This is a genomic window from Chitinophaga sancti (genome assembly GCF_034087045.1).
In the GTDB taxonomy this organism is placed as follows: Bacteria; Bacteroidota; Bacteroidia; order Chitinophagales; family Chitinophagaceae; genus Chitinophaga; species Chitinophaga sancti_B.
In genome coordinates this window covers 819,644-840,102 of sequence record NZ_CP139247.1, presented here as the reverse complement: position 1 = coordinate 840,102, position 20,459 = coordinate 819,644, and the positions used below count along the sequence as shown (strand labels likewise).

Here is a 20,459-nt window from a genome sequence, read left to right as displayed (position 1 = left end):
CGAATTTCATACCAGTACGCACCCGGAGGTAAAATTAGTGTATGTTTTCTTATATAATACAAATACGAGATAGGTATAATCATAGGATAAGCATATCCTTATCATAACGCTAACCCGTCAATAACCCATTAGTATCCCGCCCATATCCCGCCTCTTTATAGATGCGGGTTATTGGCGGGTTATGGGCGGGATATGGGCGGCTTATAGGCGGGTTATCTCCCCCAGCGAGCTATAGACGTGCTTCAGAGACGGTGGGGTATCTGGAACCTCACACCAGGTTCCCTTTTGGAAACCACGTGTTTTGGTCACCTTACTGTCAAAACCGTTTCTATTAAAATTTGATTGACTATTTTTGTCAGGATTTTAACAATTGATAAGGAAATTTGAAAGAGTTGCAGGACATATTAACATTGGCTATCCGTCAGCCTGCTATGAGCGATCAGCTCGAGTTGGCAGTATCCGATAGCGTGGCAGTACCGGACTGTCTCGATTTCACATTGCAGCGGTTCACATATGACCGCCCTTTGCCAGTAGAAGATGTAGCGATGGTGGTATACCAGCCGGCAAAAAGAGGGCAATCTGCTGCTGTGGAGCTACGATATTGTGTAGCCGGGAATAAGTATTGTCAAAATCCAGGATGTACAGACCAGGTATGCGCACATAAAAAGGAGAATTGCAATTCCAAGCAGCCTTCTATCGATATGATCACTGTGCGTTTCCAGCCGTCGTTCATACAAACCCTGCAGAAGGGTTCTACGACAAGTACCTTGTTTGACATGCAGTCACGTAAGCCGTTTGTAAAAACATTGGCACCAAGTACCAAATCAAAAGAGGTATTGGAGCAAATGGTACATCATAATTATGAAGGGGCGCTGAAGAATATCTTTTTGCAGAGCAAAGCGTTGGAGTTGTTGTTATTCAGCTCTGACCAGTTTGTGCAGAACGATACAGACGACCGTTTTGGTTGCCGTTTCCTCACTCATATGGAGGATCGTGGAAAGATCGAGAAGGCAAAAGATATCTTGCTGGAACAGCTGGATGCACCTATTACCATTCGTGATCTGGCCCGTAAAGTAGCGATGAATGAGTGTTACCTGAAAAAAGGGTTCAAGGCAATGTATGGTACCACCATTTATGATTATTTCCAGAAGGAAAGAATGGAGAAGGCGAAAGGGTTGCTGTACGAAAAGGGAATGAGTGTAAGTGAAGTGGCAATTTTGATGGGGTATTCCTGTATTTCACATTTTTCAACTGCGTTTAAGAAGCATACAGGGTTGAAACCATGTGAATTATTATTGCGCTAGTAATCAATTTATTATATTGAAAAGCCTCCTGTTTTACAGGGGGCTTTTTTTCTTTGAAATGGGTTTTCATGCCTGTTGGTGAATTCCCTGTATCATGAAGTTTTTTATTTGGAGGAGGTTTTCCTTTTTCGATCATTAGTTTTCCCGAATTCGAAAAGGAACTATATAAGATTGGTGCATCTTTGTATCACGATCGGCAGATATCTATCCTGATCATCCTTATAAGCTTCCTTATCAGATTTGACCATGGGGAAGGCTTACCGGGCAAAAATTTTGAGTAAAGCCATTATTTTGCACCTCAAACACCATATTTGACCTTTTGAAAGTGCGTTTTTGTCAGGTAAGTCTTCTACCGTAATTACATAAAGCCGTCTCGTATTACTCGAGACGGTTTTTGTTTTTAAATGAGTTTGGCTTGCCTAAGGCAAGTCAAACTCATTTAAAAACAAAAGAAAACCCCGCCCAAAAGAGCAGGGTCTGTCCTATTTATCCCTATACCTATGAAATACTAATTAGTGAAAGTAATCATTCTGCAATGGTACCAGCCTCATTAATCAACACTGCTTTTTCTGTACCGTTGTCCTGAATATTTACCTTATAATAAGAAGCAACATCTGACCTTTCTATTTTCCAACCATCTTTGATGGTGGCGGCCGGATACTTCGCTTTTACACTTGTAGCTACTGCATTTGGCAGATTAGCTTCTGTATAATTGCTGCGGGTTGCTATCCATTTACCATCCTTATCAAACTCTGCTGCTGTCTTCACGTCGTCTTTGGTAAAGTTTGCTACCCAATTGCCTCCGTAGTTCTTACTCCATTTGGCGTCCGTTCCTGTAAAGGTCTGTTGAAAAGAATCTTTTACAACTGACGGAGCTACCATTTCTGTTTTAGCAACTACTTTTTTTGTTTTTTTTGCTGATTTTTTTTGTGCAAAAGTTGTGCCGGAAGTTATAAGTGCCACAAAAAATATTAAAACTAACTTTCTCATAATTGATCAGATATGGTTTATCAATTCTTTTGGGTTAAGTTTTTCAACTTATATTCTTCCGACGTTAGTTACCAAAACAATGCCAAGATTCATGCGAACCAATGCACTGTAAAAATACAAAAAATATCCAGCAATTAAAATCAAATGGTTTACTTCTTTGTTTTTACTCCTGATTTCCTTATAAGAGCCGGCTAAAATCCGTAACTTTGCAGAATTTTAATCAACTCACTTATTAACGTCAAAGGGCGCATAATTGTTTTATGAGCAGCAAATATCAGGAATATAATCAGCTGAATTTACCGCAGATAGCGAAAGATGTATTGGCCAGTTGGGAACAGGAGCAAGCTTTCGAGCAGAGTGTTTCCCTGCGGGAAGGCGCGACCCCCTTCGTTTTTTATGAAGGTCCGCCAAGTGCTAACGGCTTACCGGGCATTCACCATGTCATTAGCCGTACCCTTAAGGACCTTGTATGCCGTTATAAAACTATGCGTGGTTTCCAGGTAAAGCGTAAAGGCGGTTGGGATACTCATGGTCTGCCTGTGGAACTAGGTGTGGAAAAAACGCTCGGCATTACTAAAGAAGATATTGGAAAGACAATTTCCATTGAAGAATATAACAAGACCTGCCGCACCGAGGTATTAAAATATAAAGATAAATGGGATGACCTGACCCGTAAAATGGGCTATTGGGTAGATCTTCAGCAACCTTATATCACTTTCGAAAACAATTATATCGAAAGCCTCTGGTGGTGTTTGCAGACATTATATAAGAAAGGTCTCCTGTACAAGAGCGTGAGCATTCAGCCCTACTCTCCTGCTGCAGGTACAGGTCTGAGTAATGCCGAACTGAACCAGCCAGGTACTTATAAAGATGTAAAGGATACTACTGTCGTAGCTACTTTCAAGGCAATTGAATCAGACAGGTCTGCTTTCCTCTTCGACATTGCCCGCAAGGCAGATCCTGTTGCTGAAGTATTTTTCATGGCATGGACAACTACCCCATGGACATTACCTTCCAACCTCGGCCTGACCGTAGGTGCTAATATCGAATACGCGCTGATCCGCACATTCAACCCATACACCGGTCTGCCACAGTTTGTGGTAATGGCGACTGCCCTGACTGGTAAGTATTTTAAGAAAGAAGGTGAAGATGGCGATTTTGCTGCGTATAAAGAAGGTGATAAGGTGATTCCATGGCAGACCCTGGCAGTTTTCAAAGGCAGCCAGCTGGAAGAGATCCGCTACGAACAACTATTACCTTATGTACAGCCTGAAGAAGGAGATCCATTCCGTGTAATCCTCGGCGATTTCGTAACCACCGAAGATGGTACTGGTATCGTGCATACTGCTCCTGCTTTTGGTGCGGACGATAACAAGGTAGGTAAGAAATATGGTCTTGGCATCCTCACGCTGGTAGATCGTCAGGGTAAATTCCTGGATACTGTGGGTGAATTCGGTGGCCGCTATGTAAAGAATTACAAGAGTGATCCGGAATACAAGGATGTGGATGTAGACATCGCGGTAAAACTGAAAAAAGAAAACCGCGCCTTCAGGGTAGAAAAGTATGAACATACTTATCCTCACTGCTGGCGTACAGATAAGCCTGTATTATATTATCCGCTCGATGCCTGGTTCATTCGTACCACTGCCGTAAAAGACAGAATGGTGGAACTGAACAAAACCATAAATTGGAAACCTGCTTTCACAGGTACCGGTCGTTTTGGCAACTGGCTGGAAAATATGGTGGACTGGAACCTGAGTCGTAGCCGTTTCTGGGGTACTCCACTGCCTATCTGGCGTACGGAAGATGCAACTGAAGAAATCTGTATTGGTTCTGTGGCAGAACTGCGTACTGAACTGGAAAAAGCATTTGCAGCTGGTGTAATGACACTGCCTGCTGATGAAAAAGACCAGGCTGCTTATATTGACAAGCTGACTTCAGACCTGCATAAGCCTTATGTAGACAATATTATATTGGTAAGTACTTCCGGTAAGCCGATGCGCCGCGAACCTGACCTGGTAGACGTATGGTTCGACAGTGGTGCAATGCCTTACGCACAATGGCATTTCCCATTTGAGAATAAAGAAACCTTTGAGCAAAACTTCCCGGCCGACTTCATCGCTGAAGGTGTGGATCAAACCCGTGGATGGTTTTATACCCTGCATGCGCTGGGTAGTATGCTCTTTGATAGTGTCGCTTACAAGGCAGTGGTAAGTAACGGACTCGTCCTGGATAAGAATGGCAACAAAATGAGTAAAAGGCTCGGCAATGTGGTCAATCCTTTTGAAACTTTGGAGTCATTTGGGGCGGACGCAACCCGTTGGTACCTCATTACCAATGCTTCTCCATGGGATAGCATGAAATTTGATACTGATGGCATCCGTGAAGTACAACGTAAGTTGTTCGGCACCCTGTACAATACTTATAATTTCTTTGCCATGTATGCGAACCTGGACAACTTCTCGTTCAAGGAAGCTTACATTCCGCTGGAACAGCGACCAGAAATTGACCGCTGGATCATATCCTTGCTGAACACACTGGTAAAAGACGTTACAGGATTTTTTGATGAATACGAGCCTACTCAGGCCGGAAGGGCAATACAGACCTTCGTAGATGAACATCTGAGTAACTGGTATGTACGTCTCTGTCGTCGCCGTTTCTGGAAGGGGGAATACGAACATGACAAGATCTCTGCTTACCAGACCCTCTTTGAATGTCTCGAAACCCTGTCCAAACTGATGGCACCGGTATCTCCGTTCTTTGCAGACTGGTTATTCAACAACCTGAATAAGGTTAGTAAACGTAGCGACAGGGTGTCTGTACACCATGTAGACTTCCCAACAGTAGTAACAGCAGCGATCGACGCTGAACTGGAAGAAAGAATGCAACTGGCCCAGGATATTAGTTCCCTGGTATTGTCACTCCGTAAAAAGGTAAATATTAAAGTACGTCAGCCGTTACAGAAAATACTGATACCTGTACAGGATGGACATCTGAAGGATCAGGTTGAAAAAGTGGCTCACCTCATAAAAAGTGAAGTCAATGTGAAAGGTATTGATTATCTTACGGAAACTGCCGGTTTCATCAAGAAAAAGATCAAGCCAAACTTCAAATCCCTGGGGAGCAAAATGGGGGCAAAAATGAAAGCAGTAGCAGCAGCAATAACAGCTTTCACCGATGCAGATATAGCGGCATTAGAAAGGGATGGACAGTTTAATCTATTGATCGAAAATGAGCAAGTATTTATAGTTTTATCTGACGTTGAGATCATTTCAGAAGATATTCCGGGATGGACTGTAGCGAATAAAGGCGCCTTAACGGTAGCCCTGGATATTACTATTACACCTGAGTTGCTCGATGAAGGTAATGCACGTGAACTGGTGAACCGTATTCAGAAAATCAGGAAGGACAATGATTTTGAACTGACTGACAGAATACAGGTAAAAATGGCGGTAGCAGAAAGCCTCAAATCAGCGATTATTAACTATAATGACTATATTTGCACGGAAATTTTGGCAGATAGTGTGGAATTAGTGCCGGAATTACAGGATGGAGTTGAAATTGAAGTTAATGATTTGACATTTAATGTATTAGTTAACAAAAAAAGCTAATCCCCATGGCAACAGGCAAAAAAGTTGCTATCAATAAGACCCAGAAGGCAGCACCGGCTACAAAAGCTTCGGTAAAGCAGGCTACACCCGCTAAGAAAGCGGCCCACGTACCCACTGCGAAAAAGGCAGCGGTACAGGCTGAAAAATCTAATGCGAAGACCTTAACGTCGAAAGCCTCCGCCAAACCCGCTAAACCGGTTGCTACTCAAAAGGCTGTTGCCACAAATAAAACAGTAACAAAAGCATCCCCTTCCAGCAAGTCTGTAGCGAAACCAGCACCTGCTGTGACTGCACCCGCAGCTAAGCAGCCCGTTAACAAAGCGAAGGCTCCCGTTAAGCCGGCAGCTAAGAAAGTGCCTGATACAAAGCAGAAAGTAGTTGCGCCAGTCGCACCTGCTGTAAAAGAAAAACTAATTTCCAAGCCAGAAGAAAAAGAAGTAATAATGCCAGTAAAGAATAATAAAGAAAAAGACGAGAAGGAAAAAGCGGTAGCGAAAGATGCCGGCAAAAAAACAGCTGAAAAAACGCCAGCTAAAACAGATAAAGCTCCTGCGAAAGCTGAAAAGCCTGTTGAGCGCGTAGAAAAAGGCGATAAAAAAGCCGGATCCAAAGGAGGTAATACCCTGGTTACCTACCAGCCTGAGTTCACAAAATCCGTACTGGATCAACCTGAACAACCTTCCGGACCTATCTATCGTTACAGCGACGCTGACCTGCAGGAATTCAGAGACCTGATCACGAAAAAGCTGGAAGCAGCTAAGAAAGAACTGGTTTATCTGCAAGGCCTGATCACCCGTAAGGATGAAGCAGGTACTGACGATACTGAAAACAAATACATGAGTATGGAAGATGGTTCCGGTTCTCAGGAAAGAGAGCAGCTGAACCAGATGGCTAGCCGCCAGATCCAGTTCATCGATCATCTGGAAAAAGCCATGATCCGTATCGAGAACAAAACTTATGGTATTTGCCGTATGACCGGTAAGCTGATCGATAAAGCAAGGCTGCGTGCGGTTCCTCACGCTACCCTCAGCATCGAAGCTAAATTAGCAAAGAGCAAGTAATTTTCTCTTCTATAAGATAAAAAGAAAGCCCGGATGTACCATCCGGGCTTTTCCTTTGCAATAATATCGCGGTAGCTGAAATGTAACTGCATTCCTCTATTTGAATTCCTGCATTTCTACGAGCTTCTTGTAGATACCATTTACAGCAATCAGCTGGTCGTGTGTACCCTGCTCCTTAATTTCTCCCTGGTCCATCACCACAATGATATCCGCATGCTGGATGGTGGATAACCTGTGTGCAATCACGATAGTCGTACGGTTTTCCATCAGTTTGTCCAGCGCATCCTGTACCAGTTTTTCTGATTCTGTATCCAGTGCAGAGGTGGCCTCGTCCAGGATCAGGATGGGCGGGTTCTTGAAGATCGCTCTCGCGATGGTCAGACGCTGACGCTGACCACCACTCAGTTTCATACCCCTATCACCTATCTCTGTTTCATACCCGTTATCCTGTTTTATGATGAACTCGTGGGCATTGGCAATCTTAGCCGCCTTGATCACTTCTTCCTTATCTGCATTTTCCTGTCCGAAGGCGATATTATTAAAGATAGTATCGTTGAAGAGGATCGCCTCCTGCGATACCATACCCATGATAGCGCGCAGGTCGTGCATTTTTACATCACGAATGTCCTTACCATCTACCATGATCTTACCACCCTGTACATCGTAAAAGCGTGGCAGCAGGTCGGCCATGGTGGTTTTACCAGCGCCGCTCTTACCTACCAATGCCACCATTTTACCTTTTGGAATGGTAAGGTTAACATTCTTCAGAACAGGTGTTTCATTATATCTGAAGGTGATATTGTCGTATACGATGGCATCCTTGAATCCATCCAGCGACTTTGCATCTGGTTTATCCTTGATGGCATTGTCCAGGTCGATGATGCGCAATACCCTTTCGCCGGCAGCCAGTCCTTTAGGCATAGACGTGATAGCGGAACCGATGTTCTTGGCAGGTGCCAGGATCTGGAAATACAGGGCCAGGTAACCAATGAACATTTCGGGTTGCAGGTTGCTCTTGTGATTCAGGATCAGGTAACCTCCATACATCATGATTACCACCACTACCATTACACCGAGAATCTCGGATACCGGAGAGGCCATTTCACGCTGGTTCTGGATAGCTTTTACCGTTTGGGCAAAAGCAATATTGTCCTTATCAAACTTATCACGGATGAACTTTTCACCATTGAAAGCTTTGATAATACGAATACCTGACAGGGTTTCTTCCGTGATATTCACAATTCTGCCCAACAGGCTCTGACCTTTATTGGATTGCCTTTTCAGCTTTTTGGATACACTACTGATGAGCCAACCGGATATGGGGAAGAATACCAGGGTAAATAATGTCATCTCTTTCGAGATCACGAAGAGTGCGATAAAGGTAGAGATGATCACCAGCGGATCTCTGAACAGTGTCTGCAATGAAGTGACTACAGAGTTTTCTACTTCTACTACATCAGAACTGATAGTAGAGAGCAGATCGCCTTTACGTTCATCATGGAAGAAGCGGAGCGATTGGGTGCTGAACTGGTCAAACAGCTTTTCGCGCATTTTTCTTACCATGTTTACCCGCATGCGGGTCAGTACTTTCTGGCTCAGGTAGCCAAAGAGGTTTTTGAGTATGATGGTAATGAACAGTACGATACAGATATATATCAATACCCCGAATTTACCACCCCCTGATGCCAGCTGCTGGTTGAGGAAATAATAAAATACGTCTTTTACATAACCGAAGCTCATGGAAAATTCCGGCAGTTGGGTCACCACCGCCTGGTGTCCTGTGTCGAACAATGCACTCATCAGGGGAATGAGGAGGCCAAAGTTCATCAATCCCAGTATAGAATAGAGGATAATATAAACAATGTATTCCGGAACGTAGTGGTGATAGGGCCGGGATAAATCCAGCAACCTAAAAAATGTCTTCATCTTTACTTTATTTTATATCGTATCGCGCATGCGTGTTTCCTTATCTTTGCCAGAGAGTATAGAAACAGGGCTGCAAGTTACTACAATATTAATAGTGATTTATCTCTGGACTACATAGCTCTCAATATTAACAATTCGTATAATATGCAGGAAAGCAAGAGACAGAAACAAATTGGACAACTGTTACAAAAAGAACTGAGTGATATATTCCAGCGTCATGGATTCAATGTGGTAGACGGAGGAATGATCTCTATCTCCGCCGTACGCGTCACCCCGGATCTGCTGGAAGCAAGGGTATACCTGAGCATGTTCCAGATCAAGGACAACCACGAGATGATCAATAGAATCAAAGAACAGATGGGTGTGATCAAGAGAGACCTGGGCAATCGTGTAGGCAAGCAGTTGCGCCGTATACCAGAGCTTACCCTGTTCCTCGATGACACGTTGGATTACGTGTTCAAGATGGAGGAACTTTTCAAGAAGATTAATGACGACGATGCCGGGAAGGAAAACAAATAGGAATTTCAGCTAAAAGTATGATCTGGCAGTTTGCATCCCGGTATTTCAGGGCCAAAAAGAGTACTAATGCCATCAATATTATTGCATGGGTAAGCGTATCGGCTATTGCAGTCGGTGTGGCGGCCCTGATTGTTATTCTCAGCGTATTCAACGGCTTTGAGGGCCTGGTCAAGTCATTATATTCTACCTTTTATCCTTCTGTAAAGGTGAGCCCGGCGTCAGGGAAATCTTTGCACCTGTCACCTGTACAGCTTAAGCAGATAGCAGGGGTAAAAGGTGTGGCAAACATGACAGAGGTGATCGAGGAAAAAGCAGTGTTACGGTACGGAGATGGTGATCAGACGATCGCTATCCTGAAGGGTGTGGATAGTAATTATAATAAGGTAGCGGCTGTGAATAAAAGCATGGTGCGTGGTCATTTTGATACCGGCGATGACCTGGCTTACAGAGCTGTATTGGGTTTGGAGCTGGAAATGGCGCTGGGGGTAGATGTAGAAAAAAGTCTCGTACCGCTGACCGTTTACCTGCCCCGTCGCAATATCACGAGTGTGACTACGCCTGAAGACGCATTGGGAAGTGGGATACTCTACCCTTCCGGTTCTTTTGCTATCCAGCAGGATTTCAACAGCAAGTATGTCATAACCCATATCGATTTTATGAGAGGGGTATTGGGCATGGCGCCAGATGAAATGTCGGCACTGGAAGTGGGGGCTAAGCCTGGTGAGAATGATAATGATCTGAAGGCAAGGCTGAAGCAGCTATTGGGAGATGGCTACCTGATACAGACAAGATATGAACAGAACCAGGCGCTGTATGCAATTATGCAGACAGAGAAGTGGGCGGTATATGTGATCATGTCATTTATAATGGTGATTGCTGCCTTTAACATGATTGGTTCACTCTATATGCTGGTGATGGAAAAGCAGAAAGACATCACGATTCTGAAGGCTATGGGAGCCAGGAGCAGCCTCATTACCCGCATCTTCCTTATGGAGGGATTGATTATTGCGGGGATCGGTACCGGGATAGGTTTTACAATCAGTATTATCTTCTGTATACTACAGGATAAGTTTGGGTTGATCAAATTGCAGGGGCAATCATTTTTAGTACCTGCGTACCCGGTGAGTATGCATTTGAGTGATTTTGTACTGGTAAGTATTACGATAATAGTAATCGGTTTGGCTGCCAGTTGGTATCCGGCAAGGAGAGCGGGGCGGCAACATGTAGCGCTAAAGGCTACCTGAAATGCTTCAGGATTGGCTATGGTGCCAGTTAATATTAATAAAAAGAATAAGCTACAGCGATAGCCGTTGCTTATTCCGGCCACAAAAAAATGGGCAAATCACGAAGTGATTTGCCCATTTTTTTGCTATTTAAATAATAAAATTAATAATCTCCCAACGTCTCTGGCAACTGTCCCAACGCACTCTTCAACTGCTCATCATTCGGTGCAATCCCATGCCACTCATGATGTCCTTCCATAAAATCAACCCCAGCACCCATAATCGTCTTCATCAAAATAACAATCGGCTTACCTTGTCCGGTCATACCTACTGCCTTTTCCAATGTAGCAACCACCTCATCCATATCATTCCCATTCATATGCAACACAGTCCATCCAAAAGCCGCAAACTTCGCTTCCAGGTCACCCAAACCTGCCACAGCCTCAACTGTACCATCAATCTGTTGTCCATTCCAATCCACAGTTGCGATCAGATTATCCACTTTATGATGAGGAGCAAACATAATTGCTTCCCAGTTCTGCCCTTCTTCCAACTCACCATCACCATGCAGAGAGAATACAATACGGTCATCATTATTCAGTTTCTTCGTCAGCGCAGCACCAATCGCCACACTCAAACCCTGCCCCAGGGAACCTGATGCCATACGTATACCAGGCAAGCCTTCGTGAGTAGTAGGGTGACCCTGTACACGGGAATTCAACTGGCGGAATGTAGCCAGTTCTGACACCTCAAAATAACCCGAACGGGCTAATGCACTGTAAAATACCGGCGAGATATGGCCATTTGATAAAAAGAACAGATCCTGATCACCTCCGTCCATTTCGAAAGGTTGTGGCTTGTGCTGCATCACTTTAAAATACAGGGCTGTGAAAAAATCAGCACAACCTAATGAACCGCCTGGATGGCCACTCTGGCAGCCATGCACCATGCGAACGATATCCCTTCTGATTTGTGTAGCTATATCTTTCAACTGTGGCATAATACTTGCAAATTTTTTGATCAGGCGAAAATAATAGAATTTAAATACAATTGCACATAATCTTGCCTATTTCCCTCATTTTAACTTTATGGATCCGGTAATCTGGATTTGTATCCCGGTAATCTGGGATATTTTCAGATAAGGTGATACACATTTGATTGAAATTAATATCTTTGTACATAGACCAAGTCCCCTCCCAAATGGAGAATGTTTTAATTGCTACTGTCCTAAGTTTCGTTATTACCTACTTTGCTATTCCCGTGTTAATCCGGGTCGCAGAACTTAAGCATTTATATGACGAACCGGACGAAAGGAAATCTCACAAGTCACGGATTCCAACTTTAGGAGGAATTGCGTTTTTTTCTGGATTCATTGTTGCGACGTCGGTTTGTGTACCTGCGTTGGCTGATTCCCCATATCAATATATGGTGGCTGCCTTCTTTGTGATTTTTATGGTTGGAATGAAGGATGACATTGTAGGACTTACCCCTTTAAAGAAACTTATTGGCCAGTTAATGGCTTCTTTTGCAGTAATTTATCTTAGCAATTTACAGATCAGCAGTATGTATGGTTTCATGGGTTTCAATGCCCTGCCTCCACACTTTAGCCTGCTGCTCACTTACTTTACATTCCTGGTGGTGATCAATGCCTTCAACCTGATTGATGGTGTAGATGGCCTCGCTGGTAGTGTAGGAATGCTGGTTTCTGGGGTGTTGGGTACGTATTTCCTCTATACCGGACAACTGGTATATGCTGTATTAGGTTTTTCAATGGCAGGTGGCTTAGCTGCTTTCCTGATTTACAATATTTCTCCGGCCAGGATTTTCATGGGCGATACCGGTTCACTAATGGTAGGGCTGGTAAATGCCATCCTGACTATTAAGTTCATCGAAGTAGCGGGCAATCCTGCGGGCAAGCTGCCTGTAGAATCTGTACCTGCTGTAGCGATTGCTATCCTGATCCTGCCACTGTTCGATACAATGCGGGTATTTGCAGTGAGAATGCTACATGGTCGTTCTCCGTTTGCGGCTGACCGTAACCACCTGCATCACTACCTGCTGGCATTGAACCTGAACCACCGCCAGGTTACCCTGGTATGTGTAATGGTAAATGCTGCTTACATAGCTTTTGCATTTTATTTCCAACATATAGGTACTGGCTGGTTACTGGGCAGTATGATTGGCTCTGCATTGATCCTCACTGGTGTACTTTACCAGGCTAAGAGGAGAAAAGAAAACATGCTGCACAAGGTTACCATTGCAACAGTCAATGATGCCAAAGCAGTGGTAGAGGTGATGCCGAAATCGGCAATCAGAGTCAATCCAAAAGGAATTTTACAGGATAAATAATCCTGGGATGTTTTACAGGTCTCACTTTCCCGAATGAAGGGTCCGGCGGCCTTACAATTGTCCACCCCGCTTCCCTTATATTCAATTTCTATCATATCCCGGCTTCAAAATCTCAGATAATTCCTGTAGGTTTGCACGCACTTAATTATTTGTTTGCTATGCAAGATGATCTAAACTTAATCATGGACGATGCCAGCGAATCCATGCAAAAGGCGATCGCTCACCTTGAGCTGGAATTGTCCAGGATCAGAGCTGGAAAAGCAACTCCTGCTATCCTGGATGGGATTTCCGTAGATTACTATGGTTCTTCTACCCCGCTCTCTCAGGTTGCCAATATCAATGTGGCTGACGCGCGTACCCTAACTATTCAGCCTTGGGAAAAAAATATGCTCCAGCCGATTGAAAGGGCTATCATTGCTTCCAATATCGGTATTAACCCACAGAACGATGGTATCATCATTAGAATGTTCCTACCTCCTCTGACGGAAGAAAGAAGAAGGGAATTTGTAAAGAGAGCAGCTGGTGAAGGTGAACATGGTAAAGTGTCTATCAGAAATATCCGTCGTGATGCGATCGAAGCCATAAAGAAATTGCAGAAAGACGGCCTGAGTGAGGATACTGCAAAAGATGCAGAAGCTGAAGTACAGGCATTGACCAATAAATTTATCGAACTGGTTGATAAGCACTGTGCACAGAAAGAAAAAGAGATTATGGCGATCTAAATGGTTGTCAGCCTTATATTAAGAAAAGAGCGTGTATCAATATGCTGATACACGCTCTTTTCTTTTGGATACCTTGATGAGGCCGGGTGTCCATTTATAGCGAATAAATCCCCTTTTAATTATTTTCTGTTTACAAGGTATACCCCTCCTAAGATGATCCCAAGACTTAATATCTGTAATACCGTAATGTGCTCTCCGGCCAGAAAACCCCAGCCCAGCGCCACAATGGGCAATACATATGTCACCATACTGGCGAACATAGCACCTGTTCTGCTGATCAGGAAGTAAAACAGGACGGTCGCAATACCACTACCCAGTATGCCCAGTGTCGCTGCTGCACTGATAGAAGTCCATGGAACAGCGGGCCCACTTAGCAGTGCAAAGAAATGTGTGTACAGCAGTACCGGAAAAGCTAAGATGGCACAGAATCCGAGGGAGATAGCACTTACCTGTACGGATGAATAATCCTTCAGGTGCCTGCGAACCAGGTTGATATTCGTACCATAGCATACAGTGGCTACAAGTATCCAAAGACCGTAGTACCAATAACTCGTGCTGATTCCCTGAGAGGCAAACAACAATACGACCCCTATTAGCCCGGCACTGATACCCAGCAGCTGGCGCTTGATGATCGCATTATTAAACAGCAAAGCCCCTGTCACTAAGGTCATGAGTGGGGTGAACCCGTTTAGGATGCCGGCCAGACCACTGTCTACCTGCATTTCGGCAATACAGAAGAGGAAGGCCGGGATGAAATTGCCTAATAACCCTGACAGAAAAATCAGGGGTAGCTTTTTCACAGGCATCCTGTGGATAAAGCGGAAAAAGAAAGGCGATAATGAAATACCTGCACATAGCATGCGGAGGCTGGCTACCTGCCAGGGCGATAACCGCTCCATACCCAGTTTCATGAGAATGAAGGAGCTGCCCCAGGTGAGGGAAAGGAGGAGAAATATCCCCCAGTTGAGTGTTCGTTGGCTCACGTTTTTAGATTTATAGAATGGCCAGACAAAGATCGCAATTTGAGAACACTTCGGTTTATATTTTGTTACACTAGGATGAAATGTTACGCGAATGAGTAAGCTTAAACTGGCAGATATCAGTACCACAGCACCCAAAAAACTGGATAAAGAAAAGACCCAGGCCCTGACCGACCAGATAAGAAATGAGCTGGATGAGTTACAGAACCTGCTCTATGCCGAACATAAACATGCCATTCTCATTATCTTGCAGGGAATGGATGCAAGTGGCAAAGATGGCGCTATCCGTGCTGTGATGAGTACGATGAATCCTGAAGGGGTAGATGTGATGGCGTTTAAAGTGCCTACTGAGCAGGAGCTGGATCATGATTTTCTATGGCGCGTACATCAGCATGCCCCATCTAAAGGTATGATTATGGTTTTCAATCGTTCTCATTATGAAGATGTATTAGTACAGAGAGTGCATAAATGGGTGAATGAAAAAACGATTATAAAACGTATGGTTGCTATCAATGATTTTGAAAGGTTACTGACGGATCATGGTAATACGACTATCCTGAAGTTTTATCTCCATGTATCGCCCCAAGAGCAGGCTACGCGATTGGAAGAACGGACGGCGAATCCTAAAAAGATGTGGAAGTACAATAAAGGAGATCTGATAGAAGCGAAGTTCTGGAAGAAGTACAGGAAGGCATACGAAGATGTATTTGCACATTGTAATGAGGTACCGTGGATCATTGTGCCTGCTGATGATAACTGGTATAAAGAATACGTAGTAGCGAAAACGTTAAGGGATACACTGCTGTCATTAAAAATGAAATATCCTGCATTGAAGGATTGATTTTTTTTCTTTACAAAGCTCAGCGCAACTGCCCGGCAAAATCTACCGGAAGCTTGCGTAGTAAGCTTCCGGTAGATTTTGAGATTGTCTTTAAAAGGGATTATATTATCTTGGCCCCTGCAAATTTGTTCGTGTCACCTAAAAAAGTTGTTATATGGCATTCTTCAAAGAGTTTAGAGATTTTGCTACCAAAGGAAACGTAATTGACCTTGCAGTCGGAGTGATCATCGGTGCTGCCTTCGGAAAGATTGTATCTGCACTGGTAGATAACATCTTTATGCCCATCCTGGGTATACTGACTGGTAAAGTGGATTTCAAAGAAAAATACTGGCTACTGAATGATAGTAAGGGCAGTAGTTTTGAATCGCTTGCCAAAGCAAAAGAAGCCGGGGCCCCGGTATTATCTTATGGTCTCTTTATCCAGTCTGTCATTGAATTTGTTATCATCGCGTTCTGTATTTTCCTGCTGGTAAAAGGGATCAATGCCCTGACCAGAAAGAAAGAAGAAGCTCCGGCTACCCCAGCGGCACCACCAGAACCAACACCACAGGAGAAGTTGTTGATGGAAATCAGAGACGAACTGAAAAAAAGATAATTACTCGTATTAGTAATAAACAGGGGGTTGCCATAGGTGACCCCTTGTAGCTTTTTAAGAGTTGATTATTTTTGCAGCTTAAGAACATTTTATTCAAGGCGGTTCGTAAGCTGCTGTACAGGTCTCACTGTCTGCTGACCCCCGCAATTAAACCACAAATTGTAATGAGAAGATCCTTTTTGACAGTCCTTGTATTGGTATGCACATTCGGTATCCTACATGCACAGGACGACTGGATGAAAACATCCCGCGAAGAAGCAAGCGGAAAAATTAAGAAAGACGCCAGTGACACTACTAACAAAGTATGGAAAAAGGGAGGCATGTTTAACCTGAACATAAACCAGGGATCTTTAACCAACTGGGCTGCGGGTGGTGATAAGTTCTCTTTCTCCGTTGCCTCTTCCCTGAGTGCATTCGCCTTTTACAAAAAAGGAAAGCATAGCTGGGACAACGTACTGAACCTTGCTTACGGTTATGTAAATACGACGAGCCTTGGTGGCCGTAAGAGCGATGACCTGCTTTCCATAACCTCCAAATATGGCTATGACATTGGTAAAAACTTTTACCTGTCAGGATTAGTGGATCTTCGTAGTCAGTTTACCGATGGTTACCTGTATACGGATACCTCCAAGACTTTGTCATCCAGGTTCTTTGCACCTGCCTATTTAGTGCTTTCTCCGGGTATTGACTATAAGCCGACCGACCAGTTTTCCATCTTCTTCTCTCCTGTTACCGGCCGTTATGTATTTGTGATGGACGACTATCTGGCATCCCAGGGCGCATTTGGAGTAGACACCGGTAAGCATATCAAATCTGAATTTGGTGCTTACCTGACTATCAATACCGTACAGACACTGGCAAAAGGGATCGTGTACAAGGGTAGATTAGATCTCTATTCCAATTATCGGAACAATCCGCAAAATGTGGATCTGTATATGACTAATTCACTCAATCTGGCGGTGAATAAACATATCTCAGCGGTAATATCACTTGATATGATCTATGATGATGACGTGAAGTCCTTTGTGAATCCCAAAACAGGTGTAATGGGACCCCGGCTGCAGGTCAAAGAGGTCATAGGCGTTGGTTTTTCAGCGAAGTTTTAAGCGGGAATTTTTTCCTATTTTTGAATGATCCCTTCACCCGGAATTTGCCAGGCGAAGGGATCATAATATTATGGCCGACAACTCATATAAGATAAAACTCCCCCAGTTCGAGGGGCCTTTTGATCTGCTGCTCTTCTTTATTGAGCGGGACGAACTGGATATCTATAATATCCCCATCACCACTATCACCAACGACTTTCTGGATTATATCCACCACCTGGAATCCATCAACATTGAGTTGGCCAGCGAATTCATCCTGTTCGTATCTACCCTGATGCGTATCAAGGCCAAGATGCTGCTGCCCCGCAAAGAGCTGGATGAGCAGGGAGTGGAAATAGACCCCCGTCAGGAGTTGATTGATAAAATCCTGGAATATAAGCGTTTCAAGCAGGCGGCTGCCGAGCTGGCTGAAAAGGAAGCAGACAGGATGCTGATGATCAAAAGAGGGAATATTGCAAAGGAGTTGTCAACTATTGGTGAAATCACCAGCGAGGGCACTGAGATCCAGACCCTTACTCTTTTCAAGCTCACCCAGACTTTCGAAAAGGTGATGCAAAGGGTAAAGCAGCGTGACAATAAGCCACAGCACGTAGTATATAAATACGACTACACCATGGAGGGCTCCCGTCAGTACATGATCGAACTGGCGCAAAAGGAGAAAACACTGGCATTTGAAAAGATCTTTGATCATTGTCAGGACAGGGTGCACGCCATTTTTCTATTCCTGGGTATGCTGGAACTGGTGCAGATGAAGTACATGACCATTATGGTGGGCGAAGGCAGGAACAATTTTATTATCGATTTTATTGAACCTGAAGACCGTGAACTGGAAGTAGCGGGAGCTTTTGATATGGAATGAGTGACAAAAAAGAACATATCGAGATCGTTTCATTACCAGCTTATGCGCAGGCGGACAGCAATTTTGTTGCATCCAGTCTCTGTGAGCTGAAAGAGAGTTTTTTTGCCACCAATGGGAAACCTCATCGTCATGACTTCTATACGATCTATTGGATCAAGCAGGGACACATTGAGCCTACCATTGATGCAATGACGTACGAAGTAAATAAGAATACCCTTTATTTCCTGGCCCCCGGCCAGGTACATACCATGACCTTTAGCGAAAAGGTAGAAGGTTATATGATCGCTTTCCAGGACGCGTTCATGTGCCTGAAAGATCAGGCTGCTTCGCTAATGGGTATCAATTCCTCCCTTTTCTTCAACAACCAGTTCAGCACAGTGATCACCCTGCAGCCAGAGCAGGAAAGGGATTTTGAGATGTTGGTACAGCTCATGAAGAAGGAGGTGACGGACCAGGAGCCGGGTTTTGATACAGCTTTGCATGGATTGCTGCGCTACTTTTTGGTACTGGCCTCCCGTATTAAAGGGAGTAGTATGATCGCTACCCCGGATCAGCATGCTTCGCACAACAGCTCCTTATTTTTACAGTTTAAGAACCTCATCGAAGATAAATATACCACCCTGAAGAATGTGTCTGACTATGCAGGTCTGATGCATGTGAAACCCGTATTGCTGAATGAGATCAGCAAGCAGCAGTCTGGTATTACGGCAGGTGAGCATATCCGTAACCGGGTTATCCTGGAAGCGCAGCGTTATTTATATAATACTGATTTGTCAGCAAAAGAGATTGCATACAGGTTAGGTTTTGAAGACCCTCATTACTTTAGCCGCTTTTTTAAAAAATATACCGGTCAAACTCCTTCTGAATTCAAAGAGACTGGAAAACTCGCAATTTGATAATCAATTAGTTAGTTCGGTGAAATAAAAAAGTCCACCACTTTCCTCTTTTTATCCATTCCGAATAGTTGTTGCAACGATTAATTTTACATCATCAAACAACGAGCAAGGCAATTAATCCTTCAGATATTTAAAAACATTCAAAAAACTAAAACTCTTATTTTATGGCAATCTGGAAAATTGATCAATCTCACAGTGATGTAGAATTCAAGATTAAGCATCTGATGATCACTAACGTAACTGGTTATTTTACTCAATACGATGCTACTGTAGAAAGCGGCAGCGATGATTTCAGCGATGCTAAGATCTCTTTCGAAGCTGAAGTTGCTGGCATCACTACTAAGAATGAGCAACGTGACCAGCACCTGCAGGCAGAAGATTTCTTCCATGCAGCACAATTCCCTAAACTGACTTTCGTATCTACTGGCATTCAGAAAGTAGACGACGAGAACTATAAAGTAACTGGTGACCTGACTATGCGTGGTGTGACCAAACCAGTAGAACTGGCAGTAGAATTCAGCGGTATCGTTAAGGATCCATATGGACAGACTAAGGCAGGTTTTGAAGTAAAAGGTAAGATCGCAAGAAAAGAGTATGGTATTACATTCAATGGTCCTACCGACAACGGTGGTCTGTTGCTGGGGGAAGAAGTGAAACTGCTGGCGAGTGTGCAGTTGGTTAAACAAGCCTAATCAGGTATAGAGGAAGATTTCTGGCAATCAGGATTGGTATTAAGGAACATTAGATTGGAATTAGCATTAATACAAATCGAAGTGTGGAGTATGTAGATGTGAAATTTGGAGCATTAACTTTTTTTGAAGGACAGATTGCCAGAAATAGAGAGTAGCCGCCCCGGCCGGGGCGGCTTTTTTATTCCCCGTATGTAGAGAAAAATCTACGTGGGTGCGGGATTGAGAACAGTAAAAGAAGTAGTAATTTAGAGATCCCTTCAAATACATTATTTAAACTACACAAAACACTGAATCATGAAGAGAAATGCTTCTGCTAACTGGCAAGGTACAGGAAAAGACGGGAAAGGAACAGTTACTACACAATCTGCTGTACTGAGCAGTACCCCTTATTCTTATAAGAGCCGTTTCGAAGATGGGAATGGTACTAACCCTGAAGAACTGATTGCGGCTGCGCATGCGGGCTGTTTTACAATGAAATTGAGTTTCCTGATTTCAGGTGCGGGTTTTACGCCTGAGAACCTGGATACGAAGGCGACGGTGACGTTGGAGAATGGTGCGGTGACTGGTAGTCATCTTGAGTTGAAGGCGACGGTGCCGGGGTTGGATGCCGCGAAGTTTGCGGAGTTGGCTGAGGAGGCGAGAACGAATTGCCCGATTTCGAAGTTGTTGAATACGGAGATTACGCTGGATGCAAGTTTGGCGTAAAAACTAATTGTCTACTGTTCCCTTTTCGGCAAAGCCGGAAAGGAAACAGTAGACTCCTGAATGATCCTGGTGGAATGGTT

18 protein-coding genes are annotated in these 20,459 nt (G+C 43.9%); 14 read left to right on the top strand and 4 right to left on the bottom strand.

The features are described 5' to 3' along the window. Window positions 1-392: 392 nt before the first annotated feature. Complete coding sequence (locus SIO70_RS03475; protein WP_143708792.1) at window positions 393-1,304, top strand: helix-turn-helix domain-containing protein; 912 nt, start codon at window positions 393-395, stop codon at window positions 1,302-1,304. Between the two features lie 525 nt (window positions 1,305-1,829). Here SIO70_RS03475 and SIO70_RS03470 read toward each other — a convergent pair. Further along, complete coding sequence (locus SIO70_RS03470; protein ID WP_320579462.1) at window positions 1,830-2,294, bottom strand: PepSY-like domain-containing protein; 465 nt, start codon at window positions 2,292-2,294, stop codon at window positions 1,830-1,832. A 260-nt stretch (window positions 2,295-2,554) separates the two neighbouring features. Between SIO70_RS03470 and ileS the strand changes: the two genes are divergently transcribed. Beyond that, window positions 2,555-5,905 carry an isoleucine--tRNA ligase gene (ileS, locus tag SIO70_RS03465; protein ID WP_320579461.1) on the top strand — a complete coding sequence of 1,117 codons (3,351 nt, stop codon included), beginning with the start codon at window positions 2,555-2,557 and terminating at the stop codon, window positions 5,903-5,905. Between the two features lie 5 nt (window positions 5,906-5,910). Then, a complete protein-coding gene (locus SIO70_RS03460; RefSeq protein WP_320579460.1) occupies window positions 5,911-6,966 on the top strand; it encodes a TraR/DksA C4-type zinc finger protein in 1,056 nt (351 codons plus the stop codon). Window positions 6,967-7,062: 96 nt separating this feature from the next. On the opposite strand, the gene SIO70_RS03455 is transcribed toward SIO70_RS03460, so the two are convergent. Next, window positions 7,063-8,892 (bottom strand): ABC transporter ATP-binding protein, encoded by a 1,830-nt coding sequence (locus SIO70_RS03455; RefSeq protein ID WP_320579459.1) that lies wholly within the window; start codon window positions 8,890-8,892, stop codon window positions 7,063-7,065. 144 nt (window positions 8,893-9,036) lie between these two features. On the opposite strand from SIO70_RS03455, the gene rbfA reads away from it, so the two are divergent. Together rbfA and SIO70_RS03445 are read left to right on the top strand one after the other, a co-directional pair. Beyond that, window positions 9,037-9,411 (top strand): 30S ribosome-binding factor RbfA, encoded by a 375-nt coding sequence (gene rbfA, locus SIO70_RS03450; RefSeq protein WP_083722296.1) that lies wholly within the window; start codon window positions 9,037-9,039, stop codon window positions 9,409-9,411. Window positions 9,412-9,428: 17 nt separating this feature from the next. Continuing rightward, window positions 9,429-10,655, top strand: a complete 1,227-nt coding sequence (locus SIO70_RS03445) for an FtsX-like permease family protein (protein WP_320579458.1) — start codon at window positions 9,429-9,431, stop codon at window positions 10,653-10,655. A gap of 142 nt (window positions 10,656-10,797) precedes the next feature. Here the strand turns inward: SIO70_RS03445 and SIO70_RS03440 are convergent, their stop codons facing one another. Then, window positions 10,798-11,634, bottom strand: coding sequence for a transketolase (locus SIO70_RS03440; RefSeq protein ID WP_083722199.1), 837 nt, complete (start codon window positions 11,632-11,634; stop codon window positions 10,798-10,800). 461 nt (window positions 11,635-12,095) lie between these two features. On the opposite strand from SIO70_RS03440, the gene SIO70_RS03435 reads away from it, so the two are divergent. Both SIO70_RS03435 and frr read left to right on the top strand, forming a co-directional pair. Next, window positions 12,096-12,983, top strand: a complete 888-nt coding sequence (locus tag SIO70_RS03435; RefSeq protein ID WP_320579455.1) for an MraY family glycosyltransferase — start codon at window positions 12,096-12,098, stop codon at window positions 12,981-12,983. Between the two features lie 158 nt (window positions 12,984-13,141). Further along, the gene (frr, locus tag SIO70_RS03430; RefSeq protein ID WP_083722201.1) at window positions 13,142-13,705 is read left to right on the top strand and encodes a ribosome recycling factor; all 564 of its coding nucleotides are present in this window, start codon (window positions 13,142-13,144) and stop codon (window positions 13,703-13,705) included. Between the two features lie 119 nt (window positions 13,706-13,824). Here frr and SIO70_RS03425 read toward each other — a convergent pair whose 3' ends face one another. Continuing rightward, window positions 13,825-14,688, bottom strand: coding sequence for a DMT family transporter (locus SIO70_RS03425; protein ID WP_320579452.1), 864 nt, complete (start codon window positions 14,686-14,688; stop codon window positions 13,825-13,827). 91 nt (window positions 14,689-14,779) lie between these two features. On the opposite strand from SIO70_RS03425, the gene SIO70_RS03420 reads away from it, so the two are divergent. From SIO70_RS03420 to SIO70_RS03390, 7 genes are all read left to right on the top strand, one after another. After that, window positions 14,780-15,526 (top strand): PPK2 family polyphosphate kinase, encoded by a 747-nt coding sequence (locus tag SIO70_RS03420; RefSeq protein ID WP_320579449.1) that lies wholly within the window; start codon window positions 14,780-14,782, stop codon window positions 15,524-15,526. Between the two features lie 154 nt (window positions 15,527-15,680). Continuing rightward, window positions 15,681-16,121, top strand: coding sequence for a large conductance mechanosensitive channel protein MscL (gene mscL / locus SIO70_RS03415; RefSeq protein ID WP_320579447.1), 441 nt, complete (start codon window positions 15,681-15,683; stop codon window positions 16,119-16,121). A gap of 164 nt (window positions 16,122-16,285) precedes the next feature. Further along, window positions 16,286-17,227, top strand: coding sequence for a DUF3078 domain-containing protein (locus tag SIO70_RS03410; protein WP_320579445.1), 942 nt, complete (start codon window positions 16,286-16,288; stop codon window positions 17,225-17,227). A gap of 70 nt (window positions 17,228-17,297) precedes the next feature. Then, a complete protein-coding gene (locus tag SIO70_RS03405) occupies window positions 17,298-18,086 on the top strand; it encodes a segregation and condensation protein A (RefSeq protein ID WP_320579443.1) in 789 nt (262 codons plus the stop codon). After that, complete coding sequence (locus tag SIO70_RS03400; protein ID WP_083722207.1) at window positions 18,083-18,982, top strand: helix-turn-helix domain-containing protein; 900 nt, start codon at window positions 18,083-18,085, stop codon at window positions 18,980-18,982. Before SIO70_RS03405 ends, SIO70_RS03400 begins: the two co-directional genes overlap by 4 nt. Before the next feature lie 164 nt (window positions 18,983-19,146). Then, window positions 19,147-19,674 (top strand): YceI family protein, encoded by a 528-nt coding sequence (locus SIO70_RS03395; protein ID WP_320579441.1) that lies wholly within the window; start codon window positions 19,147-19,149, stop codon window positions 19,672-19,674. Window positions 19,675-19,968: 294 nt separating this feature from the next. Then, a complete protein-coding gene (locus SIO70_RS03390) occupies window positions 19,969-20,379 on the top strand; it encodes an OsmC family protein (protein WP_083722209.1) in 411 nt (136 codons plus the stop codon). Window positions 20,380-20,459: the final 80 nt, after the last annotated feature.